The organism is Phytopseudomonas seleniipraecipitans, from assembly GCF_900102335.1.
GTDB classification, from domain to species: domain Bacteria; phylum Pseudomonadota; class Gammaproteobacteria; order Pseudomonadales; family Pseudomonadaceae; genus Aquipseudomonas; species Aquipseudomonas seleniipraecipitans.
This window is the reverse complement of the sequence record NZ_FNBM01000004.1, coordinates 337957-360121: the sequence shown is the minus strand read 5'-3', so window position 1 is coordinate 360121 and position 22165 is coordinate 337957. Positions and strand designations below refer to the sequence as shown.

Annotated in this window: 23 protein-coding genes; 6 read left to right on the top strand and 17 right to left on the bottom strand. The window is 61.4% G+C overall.

All coding sequences use genetic code 11. From position 1 onward, the window contains the following. Window positions 1–71: 71 nt before the first annotated feature. The 3 genes from BLS60_RS11765 to metR form a co-directional block, all read right to left on the bottom strand. Window positions 72–461: a protease inhibitor I42 family protein gene (locus BLS60_RS11765; RefSeq protein WP_092368147.1), complete on the bottom strand. Its 390-nt coding sequence runs from the start codon at window positions 459–461 to the stop codon at window positions 72–74. 80 nt (window positions 462–541) lie between these two features. Then, the gene (locus BLS60_RS11760) at window positions 542–871 is read right to left on the bottom strand and encodes a DHCW motif cupin fold protein (protein WP_070883241.1); all 330 of its coding nucleotides are present in this window, start codon (window positions 869–871) and stop codon (window positions 542–544) included. 47 nt (window positions 872–918) lie between these two features. Further along, a complete protein-coding gene (gene metR, locus BLS60_RS11755) occupies window positions 919–1839 on the bottom strand; it encodes a transcriptional regulator MetR (RefSeq protein ID WP_070883240.1) in 921 nt (306 codons plus the stop codon). Between the two features lie 212 nt (window positions 1840–2051). Here metR and BLS60_RS11750 point away from each other — a divergent pair, with 212 nt between their 5' ends. Further along, window positions 2052–3041, top strand: coding sequence for an alpha/beta fold hydrolase (locus BLS60_RS11750; RefSeq protein ID WP_092368144.1), 990 nt, complete (start codon window positions 2052–2054; stop codon window positions 3039–3041). Here BLS60_RS11750 and glpD read toward each other — a convergent pair. The 4 genes from glpD to BLS60_RS11730 form a co-directional block, all read right to left on the bottom strand. Beyond that, window positions 2965–4560, bottom strand: coding sequence for a glycerol-3-phosphate dehydrogenase (gene glpD, locus BLS60_RS11745; RefSeq protein WP_092368257.1), 1596 nt, complete (start codon window positions 4558–4560; stop codon window positions 2965–2967). The two genes, BLS60_RS11750 and glpD, sit on opposite strands and share 77 nt — an antisense overlap. A gap of 276 nt (window positions 4561–4836) precedes the next feature. Next, window positions 4837–5592 carry a DeoR family transcriptional regulator gene (locus tag BLS60_RS11740; protein ID WP_070883238.1) on the bottom strand — a complete coding sequence of 252 codons (756 nt, stop codon included), beginning with the start codon at window positions 5590–5592 and terminating at the stop codon, window positions 4837–4839. A 96-nt stretch (window positions 5593–5688) separates the two neighbouring features. Further along, entirely contained in the window at window positions 5689–7194 is a 1506-nt protein-coding gene (glpK, locus tag BLS60_RS11735) for a glycerol kinase GlpK (RefSeq protein ID WP_092368141.1), read from the bottom strand. A gap of 69 nt (window positions 7195–7263) precedes the next feature. After that, window positions 7264–8112 carry an MIP/aquaporin family protein gene (locus BLS60_RS11730; protein ID WP_070883236.1) on the bottom strand — a complete coding sequence of 283 codons (849 nt, stop codon included), beginning with the start codon at window positions 8110–8112 and terminating at the stop codon, window positions 7264–7266. Window positions 8113–8476: 364 nt separating this feature from the next. Here BLS60_RS11730 and ybaK point away from each other — a divergent pair, with 364 nt between their 5' ends. The 3 genes from ybaK (at window position 8477) to BLS60_RS11715 (ending at window position 10900) form a co-directional block, all read left to right on the top strand. Then, window positions 8477–8950, top strand: a complete 474-nt coding sequence (ybaK, locus tag BLS60_RS11725; RefSeq protein ID WP_092368138.1) for a Cys-tRNA(Pro) deacylase — start codon at window positions 8477–8479, stop codon at window positions 8948–8950. 303 nt (window positions 8951–9253) lie between these two features. Then, window positions 9254–10033 carry a substrate-binding periplasmic protein gene (locus BLS60_RS11720; protein ID WP_244153398.1) on the top strand — a complete coding sequence of 260 codons (780 nt, stop codon included), beginning with the start codon at window positions 9254–9256 and terminating at the stop codon, window positions 10031–10033. 81 nt (window positions 10034–10114) lie between these two features. Then, window positions 10115–10900 carry a PhzF family phenazine biosynthesis protein gene (locus BLS60_RS11715; RefSeq protein WP_092368135.1) on the top strand — a complete coding sequence of 262 codons (786 nt, stop codon included), beginning with the start codon at window positions 10115–10117 and terminating at the stop codon, window positions 10898–10900. On the opposite strand, the gene BLS60_RS11710 is transcribed toward BLS60_RS11715, so the two are convergent. Both BLS60_RS11710 and argF read right to left on the bottom strand, forming a co-directional pair. Beyond that, entirely contained in the window at window positions 10897–11982 is a 1086-nt protein-coding gene (locus BLS60_RS11710) for an ABC transporter ATP-binding protein (protein WP_092368132.1), read from the bottom strand. The genes BLS60_RS11715 and BLS60_RS11710 overlap by 4 nt on opposite strands. Continuing rightward, entirely contained in the window at window positions 11979–12899 is a 921-nt protein-coding gene (gene argF, locus BLS60_RS11705) for an ornithine carbamoyltransferase (RefSeq protein WP_070883231.1), read from the bottom strand. The genes BLS60_RS11710 and argF overlap by 4 nt, the downstream gene beginning before the upstream one ends. Before the next feature lie 289 nt (window positions 12900–13188). Between argF and BLS60_RS11700 the strand changes: the two genes are divergently transcribed. Together BLS60_RS11700 and grxD are read left to right on the top strand one after the other, a co-directional pair. Then, a complete protein-coding gene (locus BLS60_RS11700; protein ID WP_092368129.1) occupies window positions 13189–15297 on the top strand; it encodes a molybdopterin oxidoreductase family protein in 2109 nt (702 codons plus the stop codon). 112 nt (window positions 15298–15409) lie between these two features. Beyond that, window positions 15410–15736 (top strand): Grx4 family monothiol glutaredoxin, encoded by a 327-nt coding sequence (gene grxD / locus BLS60_RS11695; protein WP_070883229.1) that lies wholly within the window; start codon window positions 15410–15412, stop codon window positions 15734–15736. A gap of 282 nt (window positions 15737–16018) precedes the next feature. On the opposite strand, the gene tsaA is transcribed toward grxD, so the two are convergent. The 8 genes from tsaA to livH all read right to left on the bottom strand — a co-directional run bounded on the left by tsaA (window position 16019) and on the right by livH (window position 21924). Next, window positions 16019–16711, bottom strand: a complete 693-nt coding sequence (gene tsaA, locus BLS60_RS11690) for a tRNA (N6-threonylcarbamoyladenosine(37)-N6)-methyltransferase TrmO (RefSeq protein ID WP_092368126.1) — start codon at window positions 16709–16711, stop codon at window positions 16019–16021. A gap of 5 nt (window positions 16712–16716) precedes the next feature. Next, window positions 16717–17178, bottom strand: coding sequence for a YehS family protein (locus BLS60_RS11685; protein WP_070883227.1), 462 nt, complete (start codon window positions 17176–17178; stop codon window positions 16717–16719). Window positions 17179–17228: 50 nt separating this feature from the next. After that, complete coding sequence (locus BLS60_RS11680) at window positions 17229–17939, bottom strand: rRNA pseudouridine synthase (RefSeq protein ID WP_092368123.1); 711 nt, start codon at window positions 17937–17939, stop codon at window positions 17229–17231. 107 nt (window positions 17940–18046) lie between these two features. Further along, window positions 18047–18133 carry a small membrane protein YohP gene (locus tag BLS60_RS21980; RefSeq protein ID WP_111463138.1) on the bottom strand — a complete coding sequence of 29 codons (87 nt, stop codon included), beginning with the start codon at window positions 18131–18133 and terminating at the stop codon, window positions 18047–18049. Between the two features lie 146 nt (window positions 18134–18279). Then, the gene (locus BLS60_RS11675) at window positions 18280–18981 is read right to left on the bottom strand and encodes an ABC transporter ATP-binding protein (protein ID WP_070883225.1); all 702 of its coding nucleotides are present in this window, start codon (window positions 18979–18981) and stop codon (window positions 18280–18282) included. Then, the gene (gene livG / locus BLS60_RS11670) at window positions 18981–19748 is read right to left on the bottom strand and encodes a high-affinity branched-chain amino acid ABC transporter ATP-binding protein LivG (protein ID WP_070883224.1); all 768 of its coding nucleotides are present in this window, start codon (window positions 19746–19748) and stop codon (window positions 18981–18983) included. Before livG ends, BLS60_RS11675 begins: the two co-directional genes overlap by 1 nt. After that, entirely contained in the window at window positions 19745–21004 is a 1260-nt protein-coding gene (locus BLS60_RS11665) for a high-affinity branched-chain amino acid ABC transporter permease LivM (protein ID WP_070883223.1), read from the bottom strand. Before BLS60_RS11665 ends, livG begins: the two co-directional genes overlap by 4 nt. After that, window positions 21001–21924 (bottom strand): high-affinity branched-chain amino acid ABC transporter permease LivH, encoded by a 924-nt coding sequence (gene livH / locus BLS60_RS11660; protein ID WP_070883222.1) that lies wholly within the window; start codon window positions 21922–21924, stop codon window positions 21001–21003. The genes BLS60_RS11665 and livH overlap by 4 nt, the downstream gene beginning before the upstream one ends. Window positions 21925–22165 lie beyond the last annotated feature (241 nt).

Genomic DNA, 22165 nt, shown 5'->3' with positions numbered 1-22165 from the left:
GCGCCGCCATTCATCGTCTGTCGAGAGGGCCGATCGATGGCTCGCCCGACATCAGCAGACGTGCAGCGGCCTTAACGAACCTGAATCCGGCAGTCGAACGTTTCGGCTGGTTCGGTGCTGGCGTCCCAGGGCTGGGCATAGGTCAGCAACAATTGTGCCTCGCCGCTGCCGATTGCCTGGAAGCGCCAAGTGGAGTGCCCATCGCCGCCGACCAGATCGGATTGCGACGCGCTGTAGACTTCCGGGCCGAGGCTTTTGAGTATGCTGCTGGCGTCTTCACGCACTGCCCAGCGGTAACCGGTGGTGGGATTGCTCGGCAGGCTGAGGATCATCTGCTGGCCCACTTGCAGGTTGAGCGGGCACTGCGTCTGTTGCTGAACGGCGACGCTTTTCGACGGGCTCGCGCAGGCACTCAGCAGCGCGATTGCCGCGGCGAGCGACAGGCTATGGGCGATGGTCATCAGTGGCTCCGTTGTCTGGAAAACGCGTGTCAGCATAGCCGTTGACGCCCGGCCTGTAACCCGCGCGACCGTGGCCAGCATCAATCGACGATGAACAGGCGGGCGCCAGTGCTGGTCGAGCTGCGATGCGCTTCGGCGCCGTCGGCAACCTGGTAACTCATCCCGGTAGTCATCACGAAACGCCGGCCGTCTTCCAATTCGGTGTGCAACTCGCCTTCCAGGCACAACAGGATGTGGCCTTTGTGGCACCAGTGATCGGCCAGGTAACCCGGCGAGTAATTGACCATGCGCACGCGTAATGCGCCGAACTGCTGCGTCCGCCAATGGGCCACGCCGGTTTCGCCTGGATGCTCGGTGGCCTGTATCTCGCTCCAATCGGTAATGCCGAAGGGGATATCGCTAATGTTCATGGGTGTCTCCGTTCGGTGTTGAGGGTCGTATGCGGCGACTAGGGGCGTCACTGCCGAGCGACGCTGACCCCTTCCAGGTTGGCGAAGGAGGTGTCTTTGGCGGTGAGCAGGAAATCGCGCATGAACGGTGCATCGAGCATGTCGGTGCGGATGCCCGCGTACAGCGTGGCGAAAAGTCCCTTGTCGCCGAGGCGCTTGGCGGTCACGTAGCCGCGTGAACTGTACTCGTGCAGCGCCCAGTTAGGCAGGCCGCAGACGCCGCGGCCGCTGGCCACCAGTTGCATCATCATCACCGTCAGTTCAGAGGTGCGAACCTGAGCCGGCTCGATGTCGGCGGGCTCGAGAAAACGCGTGAAGATATCCAGCCGATCCCTCTCCACCGGGTAGGTGATCAGGGTTTCGCGCAGCAGATCTTCGGGGCGGATGAAGGGTCGATTGGCCAGCACGTGCTGGTTGGCCACTGCCAGCATCGCTTCATAGGTGAACAGCGGCACGTAAGTGATGCCGGACAGTTCCAACGGGTCGGACGTCACCACCAAGTCGAGATCGCCGCGCGCCAGGGCGGGCAGCGGCGCGAAGGAGAACCCCGAGGCCAAATCCAGTTCGACCTCCGGCCAGGCATCGCGAAACTGGTCGATGGTCGGCATCAGCCACTGGAAGCAACTGTGGCATTCGATGGCCATGTGCAGGCGGCCGGCCGTGCCGCCGGCCAGACGCGAGAGGTCGCGTTCGGCGCTGCGCAACAGCGGCAATACGCTGTCGCACAGCTGCAGCAGGCGCAGGCCAGCACTGGTGAACCGCACGGGCTTGGTCTTACGCACGAACAGTTGCATGCCCAAGCGTTCTTCCAGTTCCTTGAACTGGTGTGAGAGCGCCGACTGAGTGAGGTGCAGGCGTTCAGCCGCCTCGACCAGGCTGTCGGTCTCGCGCAAGGCGTGAAGGGTTTTCAGATGACGTATCTCAAGCATCGAATGTCCTGCAAGATATTCAATCAGGCGGCAGCGAAGATGAGCGCCTTTCATGCATGCAGTGTCCCTCAGGTGTTATCACGCTGTCGAGCCGGCAATACGATATCCGTCTGGCGGGTTTCATCAAACTGTCACCATTGTGTGGCAGCGCGCGGCGGTGAGGAGCTGCAACACTTCACGGCTATTCGGGTTTTTCGCTAATGGAATGAACAATGCGCGTGGTGTTTTTTGTGGCTGCCTTGCTGTGCAGCCTGTCGTCCCAGGCGACGGAGGCCTGCAGGGTCGGTTCGGACGTCGAGCGCGTATCGCTGGGTGAGGTGAGTCTGGCGTACCAGAGTATCGGACGCAGCAGCGACCCCGCGCTGCTGTTGGTCATGGGCCTGGGCGGGCAGTTGATCCACTGGCCGGACGACGTGGTCGAGCAACTGTGCGAACAGGGTTTTCGGGTGATTCGCTATGACAACCGCGATGTTGGCTTGAGCCGCTGGAACGCCGAAGCGCCCACTGCCAACCTGGCCTACGAAGTGCTGCGCTACCGGATCGGCCTGTCGGTCGGCGCGCCTTATCGGTTGCGTGACATGGCAGGCGATGCTCTGGGTCTGATGGATGCTTTGGGCATTCGCCAGTTCCATCTGCTGGGTGCCAGCATGGGCGGAATGATCGCGCAGCACGTCGCCGATATGGCGCCGCAGCGGGTGCAGAGCCTGACCCTGGTGATGACCAGTTCCGGAGCGCAGGGTCTGCCGGCACCGAGCCCGGCATTACTGCGGCTGCTGTCGCGGCGAGATGCTCCGAGTCGCGACGTCGCTCTTGAGCAGCAGGCGGACCTGCTGGCCGCGCTGGGCAGCCCTGCCGTGGTGGATGATCGGGCGATGCTGTTGCACCAGGCCGAAGTTGCCTACGACCGTGCCTTCAACCCTGCCGGGGTGGAGCGCCAGCTATTGGCAATTCTGGCTGAAACCAGCCGAGTGGATTTGCTCAATCGTTTGCAGGTGCCGACCCTGGTGGTGCACGGCACCGCAGACCCGCTGCTGCCAGTGATGCACGGTGTGCATGTGGCGGCGCATGTGCGCGGCAGCGAGCTGCGGCTGATTCCCGGGCTCGCTCACCGCTTTCAGGAGCGTTTCAAGGCGCCGTTGCTGGCGGCTGTACTGCCACACCTGCAAGCTCACCGGCAGGATGTGCAGCTGGTGCAGATGTAACGCCCGCGTGTATGGCTGGCGCCATGTAGCGCTCCAGCCGATTACGTTGCGTGGCATCTAGGAACAAGCCGAGTTTACTGCGGCGCCAGAGAATGTCGTCCACCTCGGTCGCCCATTCGTGCTCGCGTAAGTAGTCGACTTCCCGGGCGTACAGGCCATGCCCGAAGTCCTCGCCGAGCTGCTCGCCGTTCTCCACATCTGCCAGTAGCTGCCAGGTGCGGCTGCCGTAGCTGGCGGCCCAGCGCTGTGCCAGCGCAGCGTCCAACCAGGCGTGACGCTTGCACAGCGCATCGACCAGGCTTTGCCGACTATTCATCTGCTCGCCACCCGGCAGTGGCGCGTCAGCAGTCCAGCGCGCTGACATGTTCGGGAAGAACGGGGCCAACTGCGCCAGGGCCGACTCTGCCAGCTTGCGGTAGGTGGTCAATTTACCGCCGAACACCGAGAGCAACGGAGGCTCGTCGCCTTGGGCCGACAGCGACAGCGTGTAGTCACGGGTGATGGCGGACGGTTCATCGGATTCGTCGTCGCACAGCGGGCGAACGCCTGCGTAGCTGTGCAGGATGTCGGCACGGCTGATTGATTTGCGGAAGTGATCGTTGACCACCTGCAGCAGGTAATCGGTTTCTTCCTCGCTGATGCTCACCGTGGCCGGATCGCCGTTGTATTCGCGGTCGGTGGTACCAATCAGGGTGAAGCGGTGGAGGTACGGGATGGCGAAGACGATGCGGCGATCTTCGTTCTGCAGGATGTAGGCCTGCTCACCGTCGAACAGCCGCGGCACGATGATGTGACTGCCCTGGATCAGGCGAATGCCGTAGGGCGACTGCTGCTTCAGGTCGTCGCGAATGAAGCGCGCCACCCACGGACCAGCGGCATTGACCAGCGCCTTGGCGCGGATCGAAAACAGGCTGCCATCGGCGCGTTCCAGGTGGATATGCCACAGGCCCTTGCTGCGCCGTGCGCTGACGCAGCGGGTGTGGGTGTGTACATGAGCGCCATGCTCGCGCGCTGCCATGGCGTTGAGTACCACCAGGCGCGCGTCGTCCACCCAGCAGTCGGAGTACTCGAAGCCCTTGCTGATCTCGGGCTTGAGCGGGCTGCTGGCGCCGAAACTCACGCCACGCGAGCGTGGCAGGGCTTTGCGTTTGCCCAAGTTATCGTACAGAAACAGGCCGGCACGGATCAGCAAGGCAGGTCGCAGGTGCGGGCGGTGCGGCAGGATGAAACGCATCGGGCTGACTATATGCGGGGCCTTGGCCAGCAGCACCTCGCGCTCTGCCAGAGCTTCACGCACCAGGCGAAACTCGTGGTGTTCCAGATAGCGCAGCCCACCGTGGATCAGCTTGCTGCTTGCTGATGAGGTATGGCGGGCCAGGTCATCTTTTTCACAGAGGAACACGGACAGACCACGGCCGGCCGCATCACAGGCGATCCCGGCTCCATTGATACCGCCGCCGACGACGGCAACGTCATAAATCTCGGAAAGCGGGCTGGTGGACAGGCTGGAAGTGGGCATCATCAGGCCTCATGTTGCTTTTCTATTGGAATACGAACATTTATGTTCATTTGCGAAAATACTAGCGCATGAAGAGAGGTGTATCCAGTCGAATTCGATTGAAAAAACTCATCGGGATGCACGGGAATGAAAATTCACGAACATTTCTACAGATAACTGTGGCGATGGAAGGTTCGGGTTGTGTTGGTACGAAAATCGAATGGGCGCGGCTAACCCCACCCGACCGGCAAGACGCCAGGCGTCCGTGGTTCGGGTGCAGTTCTAAAGAAGGACGTGTCAGACCACGTCGAGGCGGATCTTGTGTTGCTCGAGCAGGTGGCAGAGGGCAGGCACGGGCTGCTGGTCGGTCACCAGGCAGTCGATCAGGCTTATGGGGCCAAGGCGGATCATGGCGTTACGGCCGAATTTGCTGGAGTCGGCGGCGAGGATCACCTTGCGGGCATTGGCGATGATTGCCTGGGAGACGCGAACTTCCTGGTAATCGAAGTCCAGCAGGCTGCCGTCTTCGTCGATGCCGCTAATGCCCACCAGGGCGAAGTCGACCTTGAATTGATTGATGAAATCGACGCTGGCCTGGCCGACCAGACCGCCGTCGCGGCGCACGTTGCCGCCGGTGAGCAGCACATCGAAATCGTCCTTGGCGCTGAGCATCGAAGCCACGTTGAGGTTATTGGTGATGATCTTCAGGTGGCTGTGATTGAGCAGGGCGCGGGCGATCGATTCGGTGGTGGTACCGATGTTGATGAACAAGGAGGCGTGATCAGGAATCTGCGCGGCGATGGCTTCGCCGATGCGCTGTTTCTCATGGCGCATCTGGTCGGCGCGCATGGCGTAGGCGGTGTTTTCGACGCTGGAGTCATAGGCCGCGCCGCCGTGGTAGCGACGCAGCAGATTGGCATCCGCCAGTTGGTTGATATCGCGGCGGATGGTTTGCGGAGTGACGACGAACACGGTGGCCAGCTCCTCGATGCTGACGTAGCCGCGTTCACGGATCAGATCGAGGATTTGCTGCTGACGGGGAGGCAGATTCATGGGGGGTCCTTGGGGGCTGCCGCACGGAATTGGCCCATGATGCCGCACGAACCTGCTCACTGCCAGTTGCAGCCGGGCGCCAAGCCCGGCTGTTGCTTACTTGGCCTCTTCGTGAGGCTGCCAGTCGCGTGTGCGGTCGACAGCTTTCTTCCAGCCTGCGTAAAGCGCTTCCTTCTCTGCTTCAGGCAGCTGCGGATCGAACTCCCGCTCGATGATCGCCTTGCCGCGCAGCTCGTCCAGGCTGCTCCAGAAACCGCAGGCCAGGCCGGCCAGGTAGGCCGCGCCCAGGGCGGTGGTCTCGCGCATTTCCGGGCGTTCTACATGGGTGCCAAGAATGTCCGCCTGGAATTGCATGAGGAAGTTGTTGGCCACTGCACCGCCGTCCACGCGCAGGGATTTCAGTCGTTCGCCGGAGTCCTGCTGCATGGCATCGAGTACGTCGCGGGTCTGGAAGGCAATCGACTCCAGGGCCGCGCGGATGATGTGGTCGACGCGCACGCCGCGGGTCAGGCCGAACAGCGCGCCGCGGGCGTACGGGTCCCAGTAGGGGGCGCCCAAGCCGGTGAAGGCAGGTACCAGGTACACGCCATTACTGTCCTTCACCTTGTTGGCGAAGTATTCGGTGTCGAAGGCATCGTTGACGACCTTCAACTCATCGCGTAGCCACTGAATGGTCGAGCCGCCGTTGAAGATCGCCCCTTCCAGTGCATAGGTCACTTCGCCGCGTGGGCCGCAGGCGATGGTGGTGAGCATGCCGTGCTGGGACTTCACTGCCTTATCGCCAGTGTTCATCAGCAGGAAGCAACCGGTGCCATAGGTGTTCTTGGCCTGGCCAGGCTCGACGCACATCTGGCCGAACAACGCGGCCTGCTGATCACCGGCGATGCCAGCGATGGCAATGCCACTCTTGGTGTGGCCATAGATTTCAGAGGAGGATTTCACTTCGGGGAGCATCTCCCGCGGAATATCCAGTACCTCCAGCATCTTCGCGTCCCACTCCAGCGTGTGGATGTTGAAGAGCATGGTGCGCGCGGCGTTGGTGTAGTCGGTGATATGTACCTTGCCGCCGGTGAATTTCCAGATCAGCCAGCTATCGACGGTGCCGAACAGCAGCTCGCCGTTGCGTGCGCGCTCACGGCTGCCTTCGACATGGTCGAGAATCCACTTCAGCTTGGTGCCGGAGAAGTAGGGGTCGGTGACCAGGCCGGTAGTTTCCTGAATGTATTCTTCAAGGCCGTCACGCTTGAGCTGCTGGCAGATCTCGGTGCTGCGGCGGCACTGCCAGACCACGGCATTGTGAATCGGGCGGCCGGTGTTCTTGTCCCAGACAACGGTGGTTTCGCGCTGGTTGGTGATGCCGATCGCCGCCACCTGGTCATGGTGCAGACCGGCCTGCGCAAGCGCTTCGACCATCACGGCGCTCTGGGTGGCGAAAATTTCCATGGGGTCGTGCTCGACCCAACCACTTTGCGGGTAATGCTGAGTGAATTCGCGCTGGGCGATGCACACCACGTTGGCATCGCGATCGAAAATGATCGCACGGGAGCTGGTCGTGCCCTGGTCGAGGGCAATGATGTAATTCTTGTTCTGAATGTCGGTCATGTCGATTGCCTTGAACGAGTTAACGGAGGGTGGAAGGCATGCGCACTGAGGCGCGCACGTCGTTGAAATTCAGGAAGCTTTGACGTCGCGTTCGGCGCTCTGTTCTGCCTCGGCGGTGTCGAGTGCGTTGGGCAGGTGCCGGGCGATCATGCCGCGGTAGATCGCTGCGCCCAGGCAGGCGCCGAGAATGGGCGCGAAGATCGGCACCAGGAAATAGGGGATATCACGCCCGCCAGTGAGTGCGATATCACCCCAGCCTGTGAAGAAGGTCATCAGCTTGGGGCCAAAGTCTCGCGCAGGGTTCATCGCGAAGCCGGTCAGCGGGCCCATGGCGCTGCCGATCACCGCGATCAGCAGGCCGATCAGCAGGGGTGCCATCGGCCCCCGTGGCAGGCCGTTGTTGTCATCGGTCAGCGCCATGATCACGCCCATCAGGATCGCTGTGATCACCACCTCGACCATGAATGCCTGGCCAGTAGAGAGCACCGGATTCGGGAAAGTGGAAAACACTGCCGCCAGCTCCAGGCTTGCCTGGGAGCCGCGAACCATCTGGTGGGCTTGTTCGAATTCGCTGAACAGTCCGCTGTACAAGGTGTAGACCAGCAGTGCACCGCAGAAGGCGCCAGCGATTTGGGCGAGGATATAGAACGGCAGTTTGCGTTTCTCGAAATCGGCGAACAGCCACAGCGCGATACTGACGGCTGGATTGAGATGCGCGCCGGAGACTCCGGCCGTCAGGTAGATCGCCATGCTGACGCCGACGCCCCAGATAATGCTGATTTCCCAGAGGCCGAAACTCGCACCTGCGACCTTGAGAGCGGCCACGCATCCAGTGCCGAAAAAGATGAGCAGCGCGGTGCCCAGAAATTCGGCCATGCATTGGCCCGATAGCGAAGGTTGTTGGTGAGCCGTCGTCATTGTAAGCCTCGTTTTTTTTGTTGTTTAGCGATTGCGGCTGGCGGGAAAACGACCTCCTGGGAGTCTCCACGTGCAACATCGCCACTGCTGATGGGAATACGGTGCCTTTGTTTGAGATGTTCACAATCGAAAGAAAAAATAGCCGCTGATCGGTGATTGTCAAAAATCGAACGCATTAAGCGGTTGGTTTTTTCGAATTCAATCGTCTGCTTAGTTCAATAGGTCAGCGTCCGCCGCGATAGGTTCCGTGACAGGATGATATTTTGCTGGTTGATTGGCAGGGTCGAAACAGAGCCTTTGCGTGTGAGTATCGCTAGAATCGTTGGCTAGTCCGCTTCGCCCTTGTCCTTAGTCTGGAGCTGATATGACGCCCGCATTGGATCTGTTGAAAAAGGTTCGCGCCGAACATCGAATCCACAGTTATGAACACGATCCCAAGGCAGCATCCTATGGCCTGGAAGCCGCCGAGAAGCTCAACCTCGATCCGGCGCAGGTATTCAAAACGCTGCTGGCAAGCAGTGAGAAGGGCGAGTTGCTGGTGGCGGTGGTGCCGGTGGTGGGAACGTTGGATCTGAAAGCCCTGGCTCAGGCCGCAGGCGTAAAGAAGGCCGACATGGCCGCCGTGGATGCAGCGCAGCGAGCCACCGGTTATCTGGTTGGTGGTATCAGTCCGTTGGGGCAGAAGAAGCGTCTGCGTACCTTCATCGATAACAGTGCGAAGGACTTCCCGAGCATTCATGTCAGTGCTGGACGCCGAGGGCTCGAAGTGGAACTGAGCGCCGAGACCCTGGCGCAGCATACTCAGGCAAAATTCGCCGCTATTGGCCGCGGCGCGTGAGCGTTTTGCCTGCTAGGCGCTTCATGGCGAGCATGCTGCTGATACCGAAAAATATCCGTGCCCTGAATCCCGCCTTCTCGAACGTCTATTTGGCAGCGTGTAGGTCATCGGGGGCGGGCGTGCCGGTTCGCCGTCTGCACACATGAGCTTGATAGGATCGGCATACGCTGGCACTGTCAGCATCGCTTCTAGCCGCCGATGACGAAGCGCGCCGATCTGCTTAGGTGTGTTTAGCTTCGTGCGGTGTTACGGATAGGCAGCGCAGGTCGATTGTTCCCGGTAATAAAGCAGGAGGCTTTGCGGGTGATCAAAGGATTTCGATGGCATGCACGCGGCCTACTAATGGCGGCGTTGCTGGGCAGTACGTATGCCAAGGCCGAGACGCTGGTCATGGAGGCGGACGTCTGGTGCCCGGTCAATTGTGCCGAGAACGCCGAGCGTCCCGGTATTTTTATCGAATTGGCCAGGGAGATCTTTGCCGAAGCCGGCATCACCGTTGAATACCGCGTTACCAACTGGGCAAGGGCCGTACTGGAGGTGCGTACGGGGCGCGTCAACGCGCTGGTGGGTGCAGGCATCCGCGATGCCCCGGACCTGATTTTCGGTGACGTAGCACCCGGCATCTCGCGAAACTGCTTCTATGCCCGGGCCGACAGTACCTGGCGCTACACCGACCTGGCCTCGCTTGAGCAGATTCGCCTTGGGGTGATCAACGGCTACAGCTACGGTGAGCAGATCGACAATTACATAAGCCGCCATCAGCGTAATCCGGATCGCCTGCAGCAGGCTGCCGGTGAACAGGCTCTGGAGCTGAATGTTCGCAAGGTAGAGCTGGGACGGGTCGATGCGACGCTGGAAAACACCTGGGTAATGTCCCTCTATCAGAGCAAGGACCCGACCGCTGCCAAGCTGGTTCAGGTCGGTTGCCGAGTGCCGGATGTGCCCATCTACATCGCCTTCTCACCGGTGCTGCCATCCAGCAAACGTTATAGCGACATTCTCGACGATGGCGTGCGTCGCTACCGTCAGGATGGTCGGCTCGAGACGTTACTGCAGCGTTACGGTATCGGCGCGCTGCGTTGAATTTTTCCTGACTGTCCTGCTGCGCTGTATCAACAATGATCGCCACGCCCACAGTTGTTACTTGCCTATTGGAACGCTCTCATGTCCCTCGAATTTCACCAGGTCGATGCATTCAGTGATCGGCCCTTCGCTGGTAACCCTGCTGCTATCTACCGGCTTGATCACTGGCTCGATGACTCACTGATGCAGCAGATTGCTGTTGAGCACAACCTCGCAGAAACTGCGTTCGTGGTGAAGGAGGGTGCGGCGTGGCGTATTCGCTGGTTCACGCCCACAGCCGAGGTGCCGCTGTGTGGGCACGCGACGCTAGCCAGCGCTCATGTGCTGTTCGAATGTTACGGCGAGCCCGGGGAGCGCATCGACTTCATTTATGCGCAGGGCGCGCTGGCAGTCAGCCGCGAGGCGGGGCGTCTGGTATTGGACTTTCCTTGCCAGCAGCCCACCCCGATTGCAGTTCCGGAAGGCCTGGCTGAAGTGCTCGGGCAAACGCCGGTCGCCGTACTTGATGCCCCGCAGTTGCTGGTACTGCTTGAGTCAGAGGCTGCGGTGCGCGCCTGCTGTCCCGATCTGCGCGCGCTGGCGCAATTGCCCTGGCCGGCAGTGATCATTACTGCGCCGGGGCAGGCAGTAGACTTCGTGTCGCGAAACTTCGCGCCGGCCGTCGGCATCGATGAAGATCCGGTAACCGGTTCCGCGCATTGCATTCTCACCCCGTACTGGGCGCAGCAGCTGGGCAAGTCCGAGCTGACGGCGTATCAGGGCGGCGCGCGCGGTGGGTTTCTATGGTGTCGACTGGAGGAGCCGAGGGTGAAGATCGCCGGCCACGCCCACTTGGTGAGCAGCGGCCGGTTGCACCTCGATCGCTAGTCGTTGTGGGCCAGCGTCGATGGCGCCGCCACGCTGCCTGGTGCGGCAAACGCCACCAGGTGGTCGGCGGCGATACGAATGCCAACGTGCTCACCGGGCTGGTGATCGGCATGGCTAGGAAACAGAGCTTCCAGCTGGCTGCCGGTAGGCAACTGCAGGCGATAAAGCGTCGCTGCACCCAGAAAGCTTTTGCCGACGATCAAGGCCTGCTGAGCACTCTGCGGGTCGTGGACGATGTCGTCGGGACGCAGCAGCACATCTACCGCGCTACCAACCGGCCAGGCGTAGGCGCGGTTGCCGCGGATCGTACCCAGCTCGGTCTGCACCTCATCCGGCGCCCGTAGCTGGCCGCGGATGAAATAACCCTGACCAATGAAACTCGCGACGAAGGGCGTCTGTGGCTCGTGGTAGAGGTTGAAGGGCGTGTCCCATTGTTCCAGGTGGCCCGCCTTGAAAACACCGACATGATCGCTGACGGCGAAGGCTTCTTCCTGATCATGGGTAACCAGAATCGCACTGGTGCCACGGCTCTTGAGAATGTCGCGCACCTCGTGACTAAGGCGCCGACGTAGCTCGCCATCAAGGTTCGAAAATGGCTCATCGAGCAGCAGCAGTTGCGGGTCGGTGGCCAAGGCGCGGGCCAGGGCGACGCGCTGCTGCTGTCCGCCGGACAGTTCGTTCGGATGCCGCTTGCTGAGGTGATCGAGCTTGACCAGTTCCAGTAGCTCGCGGGTCACCTGCTCGCAATCGGTCTGCTTGCGAATACCGAACGACACGTTCTGCGCCACGCTCAGGTGCGGGAACAGCGCGTAATCCTGAAACACCATGCCGATGCGGCGTTTTTCCGGTGCCAGGGTAAAGCCTCGACGGGAGATCACTTCGCCAGCCAGGCTGATTTCGCCCTCCAGCACCGGCTCGAAGCCGGCAATCGCGCGCAGGGTGGTGGTCTTGCCACAGCCAGACGGGCCGAGCAGGCAACCGATGTCACCCGGATTGAGGTGCAGGTCGAGGTTCTGCACGACGCGCTGTTCACCGTAGCCGCAACCCAGATTACGCAGGCTCAACAGCATGGGCTGGCTCATGCGTGGTGGTACGCCGGTTCGACCAGAAATTCGAGCAGCGCTTTCTGCGCATGCAAGCGGTTTTCGGCCTGGTCCCAGGCGGCGGAGCGCGGGTCATCGAGCAGGTCCGCACTGATTTCCTCGCCACGGTGGGCGGGCAGGCAATGCAGGAACAGCACGTTTACATCGGCCGCATCGAGCAGGGCACGGGTCACTTGATAGGGAGCGAACAACTTGTGACGTTCGGCGATTTCCTCTTCCTGGCCCATCGAGGCCCAGACATCGGTGCTTACCAAATGAACGCCGGCCACCGCCTCGCGCGGGTCGCGGAAGATCTTCACGCGCTCGCCGGCCTCAGCCAGCAGCGCCGCATTCGGCTCGTAACCTTCCGGGCAGGCGACGTGCAGGTTGAAGTCAAACTGGATGGCCGCTTCTATATAAGAGTTGCACATGTTGTTACCGTCACCGATCCAGGCGGCGGTTTTACCCACGATGCTGCCGCGCTGTTCGTGAAAGGTTTGCATGTCGGCCAGCAGCTGGCACGGGTGCAGGTCATCCGACAGGCCGTTGATCACTGGCACGCGGGAGTTGGCGGCGAATTCGGTCAGGGTGCTGTGAGCGAAGGTGCGGATCATGATCGCATCGAGCATGCGCGACATGACGATCGCCGAGTCGGCGATCGGCTCGCCGCGGCCCAGCTGGGTGTCACGCGGCGACAGGAAAATCGCCTGGCCACCTAGCTGAATCATGCCGGCCTCGAAAGACAGGCGGGTGCGGGTCGAAGCCTTCTCGAAGATCATCCCCAGCACGCGATTTTTCAGCGGCTCGAACAGAACGCCGCTGTTGCGCAAGCCTTTCAGCTCCATGCCGCGTCGGATCAGGCCCACCAGTTCATCCGGTGTGCAGTCCTTCAGCGAGAGAAAGTGTCTTGCGCTCATCGTTAACTACCTTTTGACAACAGGGCGCAGGTTCCTTTTTCACGGGAAAACGGAAGAACCTGCAGCTGGGGGCCGCATTGTGCGACGAAACGGGGAAGCCGCCGATCTTATAAGTAAATGACGCTTACGCGCAAATATCCCCGGATTTCCAGATGTGATGCTCTAAAAAGCCCGTCACAGACGATTGATCCGCCAGCCTGATGGGCTGGGATTCACGCCGCCGAGGCTGCTGGTGCGGCAGCTCGGCGGCCCCCATGATGGTGGCTTGAACAAGAAGACGAGGCTGGCCATGACCACGACCCTCCACCACCGCGCGTGCCACTTGTGCGAGGCCATTTGTGGCCTGACCCTCGAAGTCGAACAGGATGCTGATGGCGAGCACCACATCCGCTCGATCAAGGGTGACCGTGACGACCCGTTCAGCCGCGGCCACATCTGCCCCAAAGCGGTGGCGCTGCAGGATATTCAGAGCGACCCGGATCGCTTGCGCCAGCCGATGCGGCGCCTGGGTGATCGCTGGGAAGCGATTGGCTGGGACGAGGCTTTTGCGCTGGCCGCCGAGCGCCTGGCGGCGGTCCAGGCGCAACACGGCCAGAACGCGGTGGCGGTCTATCAAGGCAACCCCAGCGTGCATAACTATGGGCTGATGACTCACAGCAACTACTTTCTGGGCCTGCTGAAAACCCGCAATCGCTATTCCGCCACCTCGGTGGATCAGCTGCCTCATCACCTGACCAGCCACCTGATGTACGGCCACGGCTTTCTGATCCCGGTGCCCGATATCGATCACACCGACTTCATGCTTATTCTCGGTGGCAATCCGTTGGCTTCCAACGGCAGCATCATGACCGTTCCGGACGTGGAAAAGCGTCTCAAGGCTATCCAGGCGCGCGGCGGCCGGCTGGTGGTAATCGATCCGCGGCGCAGCGAAACCGCCGCCATCGCCGATCAGCATCTGTTCATCCGCCCCGGGCAGGACGCCGCGCTGTTACTGGGGATGCTCAGCACCCTGTTCACGGAGGGCTTGAGCCGAGCGACTCATCTGCCGATTGGCGGTCTGGATGAGGTAGAGCAAGCCGTACTGCCATTCAGCGCTGAACGCATGGCTTCGCGCTGTGGCGTTCCTGCTCTTGCGATCCGTCAGCTGGCGCGTGACTTCGCCGCTGCTGACCGTGCGGTTTGTTACGGCCGTATGGGCGTTTCCACCCAGGCATTCGGCACGCTGTGCCAGTGGTTGGTGCAGCTGATCAATCTGGTGACTGGCAATCTCGACCGGCCTGGCGGCGTGCTGTGCACCGAGCCGGCAGTCGACTTGGTGAGCACAATGTCCGGAGGGCATTTCGATCGCTGGCAGAGCCGGGTGTCCGGTTTGCCCGAATACGGCGGAGAACTGCCGGTGAGCGCCCTGGCCGAGGAAATGCTCACGCCCGGCGATGGCCAGGTCCGTGCGCTGATTACCGTGGCCGGCAATCCAGCCTTGTCGACGCCCAATGGCCGGCAGTTGGAGGAAGGGCTCGAAGGCCTGGATTTCATGCTCAGCGTGGACCTCTACATCAACGAAACGACCCGCTATGCCGACCTGATCCTGCCCTCTACAGGGCCGTTGGAACACGACCATTACGACACCACCTTCAACCTGTTCGCGGTGCGCAACGTGACCCGCTTCAATGAGGCGGTACTGCCCAAGCCGCAGGGTGCGCTGCACGACTGGGAGATTTTCATTGGTCTGGCAGAGGCGTTTGCCGCGCGTAGTGGCGTCGCGCTGAAACCGACGCAGCCGCCACAGCAGATGATCGACATGGGGCTGCGTACAGGCCGCTACGGGGACGGGTCGCCGCTCAAGCTCTCGCTACAAGCGCTGCGCGAGCATCCCCATGGCCTGGATCTCGGCCCGCTCGGCGCGAATCTGGCGGCACGCCTGAAAACCGCTGATGGCCAGGTTCAGGCCGCACCGGCGTTGCTGCTCGGCGACCTGCAGCGCTTTGCCGCTCAGCCCTCGGGCGATCCCGAGCAATTGTTGTTGATTGGCCGTCGACACGTGCGCAGCAACAATTCCTGGATGCACAACTATCACCGCCTGGTGAAGGGCAAACCGCGCCATCAGTTGCTGATGAATCCGCACGATATGCAGTCCCGTGGGCTCAGCGATGGCCAGCGAGTCAGCATTCGTTCTCGGGTGGGGGCAGTGGAGGTCGAGGTGCTCGCCAGCGACGAAGTGATGCCGGGCGTGGTCAGCTTGCCGCACGGCTGGGGGCACGGACGGCCTGGGGTGCACATGGGCATCGCCAGCGCGACGCCTGGCGCCAGTGCCAATGACCTGACCGATGAACGTCTGCTCGATCGTCTGTCGGGCAACGCCGTACTCAACGGGGTGCCGGTGCAGGTGGTAGCGGCCTGAGCGGCGAGTGCATGCGGGGATAGCCCGACCGAGCATTGCGCTCAGGTTTTGGTTACAATGCCTCCACGTATCGACCCGTGTGAGTCGGATAGTCCAGTTCTGAGGTGCCCCCATGGAAATCATCGAAACGATTAAAGAGCAGATCGCCAGCAACACCGTTCTGCTGTACATGAAAGGCGCTCCAAATGCGCCACAGTGCGGCTTCTCGGCTCGCGCTGCGCAGGCCCTGATGGGGTGCGGTGAGAAGTTCGCCTATGTCGACATTCTGCAAAACCCGGAAATCCGTACCAACCTGCCGAAGTACGCCAACTGGCCGACCTTCCCGCAGTTGTGGGTTGGCGGTGAGCTGGTCGGCGGTAGCGACATCATCAGCGAAATGTACGAAAAGGGTGAGCTGCAGACCCTGATCAAGGATGCCGTGGAAAAAGCCGGCGCCTGATCGACTGAGGCTCCAGAAAAACCGCCGCCTGCGAGGGCTGCGGTTTTTTTTCGTCTGCGCAAAAGTGGCGGTTGCCGAGAGGCCTGTCGATTGTCCCAGGACGTACGGAATTTGATCGTTGATCGTGCCCACGCTCTGCGTGGGAACGCATCCTGGACGCTCTGCGTCCGGTCGCGCATGTTGCCAGCCAGCCAGCCAGCCAGAGCGGGTGCGGGGCGCCCCGGCCTGTCGGCGCGTGGGGCCATCAAGGAGATAAAACCCACAAGTTGATCAAGCGCCCGTCTACGGCACTGTGACAGCCAGCACGCGTATGCAGCCTGGTTGTGGATAGTGCCAATGTACGTCGACGTCCCATAGACGTACGCCATAACGGCGCTCCGGCTGGGGTTGCTGGTAGGCGGGGCGAGGGTCCTGCGCCAGGCACTGTTCGATCAGCTCGACCAGTGGCTCGTTGAGGCGCATGCCGTGTTCGCGGGCCTGAGTCAGCGCGCTGTCTTGCCACCGCACCTCGATCCTGATGGGCGCGTCGGCAGCCATATGGTTGTGGGCATCAGCCACGCTGTCGGCGTAGGGCACATAGGGTTTGACGTCGAGCACCGGCGTGCCATCGAGCAGATCGATACCCGATAACCACAAGCGCCCCTTATCGACGCGATCCAGGCGCACCACCGATTGGCCGATGCCATTGGGGCGATGCGTCGCCCGGGTCGCGAATACGCCCACGGCGCGGTTGCCGCCCAGGCGCGGCGGGCGCACCTTGAGCCGTGGCGTATCTTCTAGCGCCTGGTGGAAGAGAAACAGCAGCCAGACGTGGCTAACCTGTTCGAGCCCCTGCACGGCGTCGCCCCCATCGAACGGCGCGCACAGCTCCAGCACGCCACGTGCAGCCGGCGCCAGTTGTGGCTGGCGCGGAATGGCGAACTTTTCCTTGAAGCAGGAGCGCACGTAACCGATGGGCGAAACCTGGTAGCTCATGGATTTCAGTCACGCAGGCGCTGGGTCAGGCCCTTGAGGAAGTTGCGCAGGAACTGATCACCGCAGACCCGGTAGTTGCTAGTGCCTTGCTTGCGGAACAAGGCGCTCATTTCCGGCTTCGACACCGGGCAGTCAACGCTCTGCATGATGGCGTGCACGTCATCTTCCTTCAGCTCGAATGCCACGCGCAGCTTCTTCAGCACCTGGTTGTTGGTGACCGGCAATTCCAGCGCCGGAGCAGGGCGGCTGTCGTCCTTGCCGCGCTTGAAGTACACCACGCCATCCAGCGCATGGGCCAGCAGCTCGTCGCTGCAGTCCTGGTAACCCGGCTCGTCATCCTTCTTAAGTACCGCTGTGATCTCGTCGACGGCGACGGTTTTGCCGCCTAGTTTGACGATCTCGGCCAGTTGCGCATCGCTGACATCGAGCATGTAGCGCAGGCTGCGCAGCACATCATTATTGAGCATGAAAATTCCTGATAAGAAAGGCCTCGCCAGTTGCGAGGTGAAAAGTAGGGTTAGAAGCGTTCTTTAGCCCCCAGATAGCGCCATTGTCCGGGCTGCACCTTGGACATTGGCACGCCACCGACGCGGATGCGCTTCATGCCGAGCACCTTGAGGCCCACGCTGTTGCACATGAACACCAGTTGACCGGGCAGCGGATTCTTCAGGGCGAAGCGCAGGCGGGTTTCGTTCTGCCAGCTGACCTTGCAGGGAGCCAGCGACGTGCCGTTGAACACCAAACCATGGTTGAGGCGCTTGAGGTCTCGCTCGGACAGCTCGCCGCTAACCTCGACCACATATTCCTGCTCGAGCTTGCTCAAATCGTCCTTGAGCTTGCGCTCGATACGCCAGTCCTGCGTCAGCACGTGCAGGCCGTCGGCGCCTGCTTGCAGGGGAATACACGGTGTCAGGTTGGCGAAATGGCCTTTGAGCGTGCGCTGCTCGGAGCGGTCTTCCGGCCAGCGGCTGTCCGGGCCGATCTCTTCGGCTGCGCGCTCGGGAAATCGTCCGCTGGGAATGTGCAGCAGCAGGGTGACCGGGACCAGCGGCTCGGCAACGGCGTCAGGCAGTAGGACGACGGTTTCGTCGGTGACCTTGCGCTGCGGCTCGTCGACCACTTCGCCGTTGACCGTCACCCAGCCACCCTCGATGTACAGTTCGGCCTCGCGGCGTGAGCAGCCGGTCAGTTCGATCAGGCGTTTGGAGAGGCGTAAGGGGTCGGTCATGGCGGGACATCGTCAGCAAAGTGATGCCCATTGTAGCGCCGCGCGGCGTGTGATGCGCGCAGGATGAAGAAAGCCGGGCAGAGCGCCCGGCTTCCAGGTGCTGCCGATCAGAAAATCAGCGAGAAGATGCCGATCACGACCAGCAGGCCGATAAGAAAGATGATACCGATGGTGCTGCCGAGGAACTTCAGCATGGGAGCGACTCCTTAATTGTCCATTCAGTATTGGGACTGGAGGCCGCTCGGCATCGTTCAGGGTAAATCTGTCCCCATGGCCGTTGCGACTATGGGGACAGATTGGATCAGCGGGACTTCGAAACGCAGGGGCTCCCGGTGGCCTACTAGCCGCCCAGGTACGCGTCTCGCACCTTTGGATCATTCAGCAGGTCATGACCGCTGCCCTGCATGACGATGCGGCCGTTTTCCAGCACATAGCCGCGGTCCGCCAGCTTGAGCGCCTGGTTGGCGTTCTGCTCGACCAGAAACACGGTCACACCGTCTCGGCGCAGCTGTTCGATGATCTCGAAAATCTGCTGGATGATGATCGGTGCCAGACCCAGCGAGGGCTCGTCGAGCAGCAGCAGCTTGGGCTTGCTCATCAAGGCGCGGCCGATGGCGAGCATTTGCTGCTCGCCACCAGACATGGTGCCGGCACGCTGCGCCAAACGTTCCTTGAGACGCGGGAACAGGTGCAACACCTTGTCCAGCTGCTCCTGGTTATCCGCCTTGCTGCCGAAGAAGCCGCCCATGGCGAGGTTTTCCTCGACGGTCAACCGTGCAAACACGCGGCGGCCTTCCGGCACCACGGCGATGCTCTTGCGCATGATCAGCGGGGTTTCCATGCCGACCAGCTCTTCGCCCTGGTAACGGATGCTGCCGCTGGTGGCCTGCGGGTTGCCACAGAGAGTCATCAGCAGGGTGGATTTGCCGGCGCCGTTGGCACCGATCAGGGTGACGATCTCACCTTGGCGCACTTCCACACTGACGCCGTGCAGCGCCTGGATCTTGCCGTAGAAGGTGGAAACGTTGTCGAAATACAGCATTACGCTTCCCCCAGGTAGGCTTTGATCACGTCCGGATTGTCGCGTATCTGCTCCGGCGTGCCGTCGGCCAGGGGCGTGCCCTGGTTGATCACGAAGATGTGGTCGGAAATGCTCATGACCAGTTTCATATCGTGCTCGATCAGCAGCACGGTCACGTTGTGCTCGTCACGCAACACACCGATCAGCGCTTTCAGGTCATCGGTTTCCCGCGGGTTGAGGCCGGCGGCCGGCTCGTCGAGCATGAGGATGCTCGGGCGGGTCATCATGCAGCGAGCAATTTCCAGGCGGCGCTGCTGACCGTAGGCCAGAGTGCCGGCGGTGCGGTTGGCGAATTCGGTCAGGTTGACCTGCTCCAGCCAATGCGCCGCGTAGTCCATGGCCTCGCGCTCGCTGCGGCGAAACGCCGGGGTCTTGAACAGCCCGGAGAGGAAGTTGGTGTTGATGTGGCGGTGTTGGGCGACCAGCAGGTTTTCCACCGCAGTCATTTCCTTGAACAGCCGAACGTTCTGGAAGGTGCGCACCACGCCTTTGCGGGCGATTTTGTGGCCCGGCAGGCCTTCGATTTGTTCTCCATTGAGAAGGATGCTGCCCGAAGTCGGTTTGTAGAAACCGGTCAGGCAGTTGAACACCGTGGTCTTGCCGGCGCCGTTCGGGCCGATCATCGACACAACCTGTTTTTCATTGACCGAGAGGCTGACCCCGTTGACGGCCAGCAGGCCGCCAAAACGCATGGACAGGCCGCTCACTTCTAGAATCGGGCGGCTCATCGTTGTTTCAACTCCAAGTGGGGGCGCTGCATGGGCAACAGGCCCTGCGGACGCCAGATCATCATCACGATCATGGTCAGACCGAATATCAGCATGCGGTACTCGTTGAAGTCGCGCATCTCCTGCAACAAGGTCATCACGATGGCGGCGAAGATGATGCCCAACTGCGAGCCCATACCGCCGAGTACGACGATCGCGAGGATCATGGCCGACTCGATGAAGGTGAACGACTCCGGCGTCACCAGCCCCTGACGGGCGGCGAAGAAGCTACCGGCGAAACCGGCAAAGCTGGCACCGATGGTGAAGGCCGAGAGCTTGACGGTGGTTGGGTTCAGGCCCAGCGCGCGGCAGGCGATCTCGTCTTCGCGCAGCGCTTCCCAGGCACGGCCGATCGGCATGCGCATCAGGCGGTTGATCACGAAGATGGCCAGCAGTACCAGCAACAGGGCGATCAGGTACAGAAAGATCACCTTGTAGGTGGAGTTGTAGGCGATACCAAGGAAGTCATGCAGGGTCTGGCCGCCATCCGGCGCGCGGCGATCCAGCGACAGACCGAACAGTTCCGGCTTGGGAATCGAGCTGATGCCGTTCGGGCCACCGGTGATCTCGGTAAGGTTACGCAGCATGATGCGGATGATTTCACCAAAGCCGAGCGTCACGATGGCCAGGTAATCGCCGCGTAGCCTGAGTACTGGGAAACCCAGCAAACAGCCAAACGTAGCGGCCATCAGCCCTGCTATCGGCAGCGCCGTCCAGAAGCCGAAGCCTGCGTACTCGGCAAGCAGCGCATAGGTGTAGGCACCCACGGCGTAGAAGCCGACGTAGCCCAGGTCGAGCAGGCCGGCGAGGCCGACCACGATGTTCAAGCCAATACCGAGCATCACGTAGATGAGGATCAGTGTGGCGATGTCCACCGCGGCCCGGGAGCCGAAGAACGGCCAGGCCAGGGCGACCACGAACAGCGCGAGCATGATCCAGCGCTGCACGCTGGGCAGGGTCAGCGCGTCCTTGAGGTTTTGCGGCACGCTGGGCAGAGCGCCCTTGAGCTTCTCGCCACCGAGCAGGCGATCACGCAGCACCAGGTGCCAGATGAACAGCAGGGCCGCGGCGATACCGATGGTCCACAGGGTCTTGGCGCTGGCGCCTTGTACCTGCAGGCTGATACCGACGACGCTGAGCTTGAGACCGAGGATCGGATAGGAAATCAGCAGCAGCAGGATACTGCTGAACAGGGCGGTCTTGAGGTTCTTGCTCATACCTTTTCAACCTCCGGGCGGCCAAGAATACCGGTCGGACGGAACAGCAGCACCAGCACCAGCAGGCTGAATGCGACGACGTCCTTGTATTGGTCACCGAAGATATCGGCACCGAATGCTTCGGCCACGCCGAGCACCAGGCCGCCCAACACGGCGCCAGGTATGCTGCCAATGCCGCCCAGTACTGCAGCGGTGAAGGCCTTGATGCCGGCGAGGAAGCCCAGGTGCGGGTTGATCACGCCGTATTGCATACCCAGCAGCACGGCGGCCACGGCAGCCAGTGCAGCACCGATGACGAAGGTCAGGGCGATAATGTTGTTGGTGTTGATGCCCAGCAGGTTGGCCATCTTCAGGTCCTCGGCACAGGCGCGGCAGGCGCGGCCCAGGCGGGAGCGGGAGATGAACAGGGTGAGGCCGATCATGGTCAGGAAGGTGACCACGAAGATCAGCACCTGCATGTAGGAGATCACCACGCCATTCATGGCGCTTTCGCCAAACACGAAATTGCCCGGTAGCGGGTTGGTGATGGCCTTGTCTTTGGAGTCTTGAGAAAGCATCACGGCGTTCTGCAGGAATATCGACATGCCAATCGCGGAAATCAGCGGGATCAGCCGATTACCGCCGCGTAGCGGCCGGTAGGCAACCCGTTCGATGCTGTAGCCGAAAGCACTGGTGACGATGATACTCGCCGCGAAGGCGCAGATCATGATCAGCGGCAGGCTGTCGAGGCCCATCATGGCCAGCAGGGTGATGGCGATGAAGGCGACGTAGGAACCGATCATGTACACCTCGCCATGGGCGAAGTTGATCATGCCGATGATGCCGTAGACCATCGTGTAGCCGATGGCGATCAGGGCATAAGTACTGCCAACGGTCAGCCCGTTAAGCAGTTGTTGCAGGTAGTGATAAAGATCAGGCATTGCCTAACTCCTGGGTTTACGCGCACGGCAGCGCTCGTGGCGCAGCGCGAAACCGGGGTTCTTTCATAAACAAAGCCCACTGCAGCAGTGGGCTCTTGGTTAAGAAGCTGTCCATGATCTGCTGCGAATTGGCCCTGCTGCGTTAAGACCAGGCCTGGAATGCGCATGTACACACGTACGCTGCGCTTCCTAACCTGTTCCTGCCGTGCAGGGCGCTAGCTCGCTAGCTCATGAATCAGCT

Bases quoted from the DNA above. Each gene is read 5' to 3' on its own strand.
- BLS60_RS11675 (WP_070883225.1), bottom strand. From the start codon at position 18,981: ATGCTGTATTTCGACAACGTTTCCACCTTCTACGGCAAGATCCAGGCG.
- livH (WP_070883222.1), bottom strand. From the start codon at position 21,924: ATGCCTGATCTTTATCACTACCTGCAACAACTGCTTAACGGGCTGACC.
- BLS60_RS11700 (WP_092368129.1), top strand. From the start codon at position 13,189: ATGACCACGACCCTCCACCACCGCGCGTGCCACTTGTGCGAGGCCATT.
- livG (WP_070883224.1), bottom strand. From the start codon at position 19,748: ATGAGCCGCCCGATTCTAGAAGTGAGCGGCCTGTCCATGCGTTTTGGC.
- argF (WP_070883231.1), bottom strand. From the start codon at position 12,899: ATGAGCGCAAGACACTTTCTCTCGCTGAAGGACTGCACACCGGATGAA.
- BLS60_RS11765 (WP_092368147.1), bottom strand. From the start codon at position 461: ATGACCATCGCCCATAGCCTGTCGCTCGCCGCGGCAATCGCGCTGCTG.
- BLS60_RS11665 (WP_070883223.1), bottom strand. From the start codon at position 21,004: ATGAGCAAGAACCTCAAGACCGCCCTGTTCAGCAGTATCCTGCTGCTG.
- BLS60_RS11740 (WP_070883238.1), bottom strand. From the start codon at position 5,592: ATGAATCTGCCTCCCCGTCAGCAGCAAATCCTCGATCTGATCCGTGAA.
- BLS60_RS11750 (WP_092368144.1), top strand. From the start codon at position 2,052: ATGCGCGTGGTGTTTTTTGTGGCTGCCTTGCTGTGCAGCCTGTCGTCC.
- grxD (WP_070883229.1), top strand. From the start codon at position 15,410: ATGGAAATCATCGAAACGATTAAAGAGCAGATCGCCAGCAACACCGTT.
- tsaA (WP_092368126.1), bottom strand. From the start codon at position 16,711: ATGAGCTACCAGGTTTCGCCCATCGGTTACGTGCGCTCCTGCTTCAAG.
- BLS60_RS11730 (WP_070883236.1), bottom strand. From the start codon at position 8,112: ATGACGACGGCTCACCAACAACCTTCGCTATCGGGCCAATGCATGGCC.
- BLS60_RS21980 (WP_111463138.1), bottom strand. From the start codon at position 18,133: ATGCTGAAGTTCCTCGGCAGCACCATCGGTATCATCTTTCTTATCGGC.
- glpK (WP_092368141.1), bottom strand. From the start codon at position 7,194: ATGACCGACATTCAGAACAAGAATTACATCATTGCCCTCGACCAGGGC.
- metR (WP_070883240.1), bottom strand. From the start codon at position 1,839: ATGCTTGAGATACGTCATCTGAAAACCCTTCACGCCTTGCGCGAGACC.
- BLS60_RS11760 (WP_070883241.1), bottom strand. From the start codon at position 871: ATGAACATTAGCGATATCCCCTTCGGCATTACCGATTGGAGCGAGATA.
- ybaK (WP_092368138.1), top strand. From the start codon at position 8,477: ATGACGCCCGCATTGGATCTGTTGAAAAAGGTTCGCGCCGAACATCGA.
- BLS60_RS11680 (WP_092368123.1), bottom strand. From the start codon at position 17,939: ATGACCGACCCCTTACGCCTCTCCAAACGCCTGATCGAACTGACCGGC.
- BLS60_RS11715 (WP_092368135.1), top strand. From the start codon at position 10,115: ATGTCCCTCGAATTTCACCAGGTCGATGCATTCAGTGATCGGCCCTTC.
- glpD (WP_092368257.1), bottom strand. From the start codon at position 4,560: ATGCCCACTTCCAGCCTGTCCACCAGCCCGCTTTCCGAGATTTATGAC.
- BLS60_RS11710 (WP_092368132.1), bottom strand. From the start codon at position 11,982: ATGAGCCAGCCCATGCTGTTGAGCCTGCGTAATCTGGGTTGCGGCTAC.
- BLS60_RS11685 (WP_070883227.1), bottom strand. From the start codon at position 17,178: ATGCTCAATAATGATGTGCTGCGCAGCCTGCGCTACATGCTCGATGTC.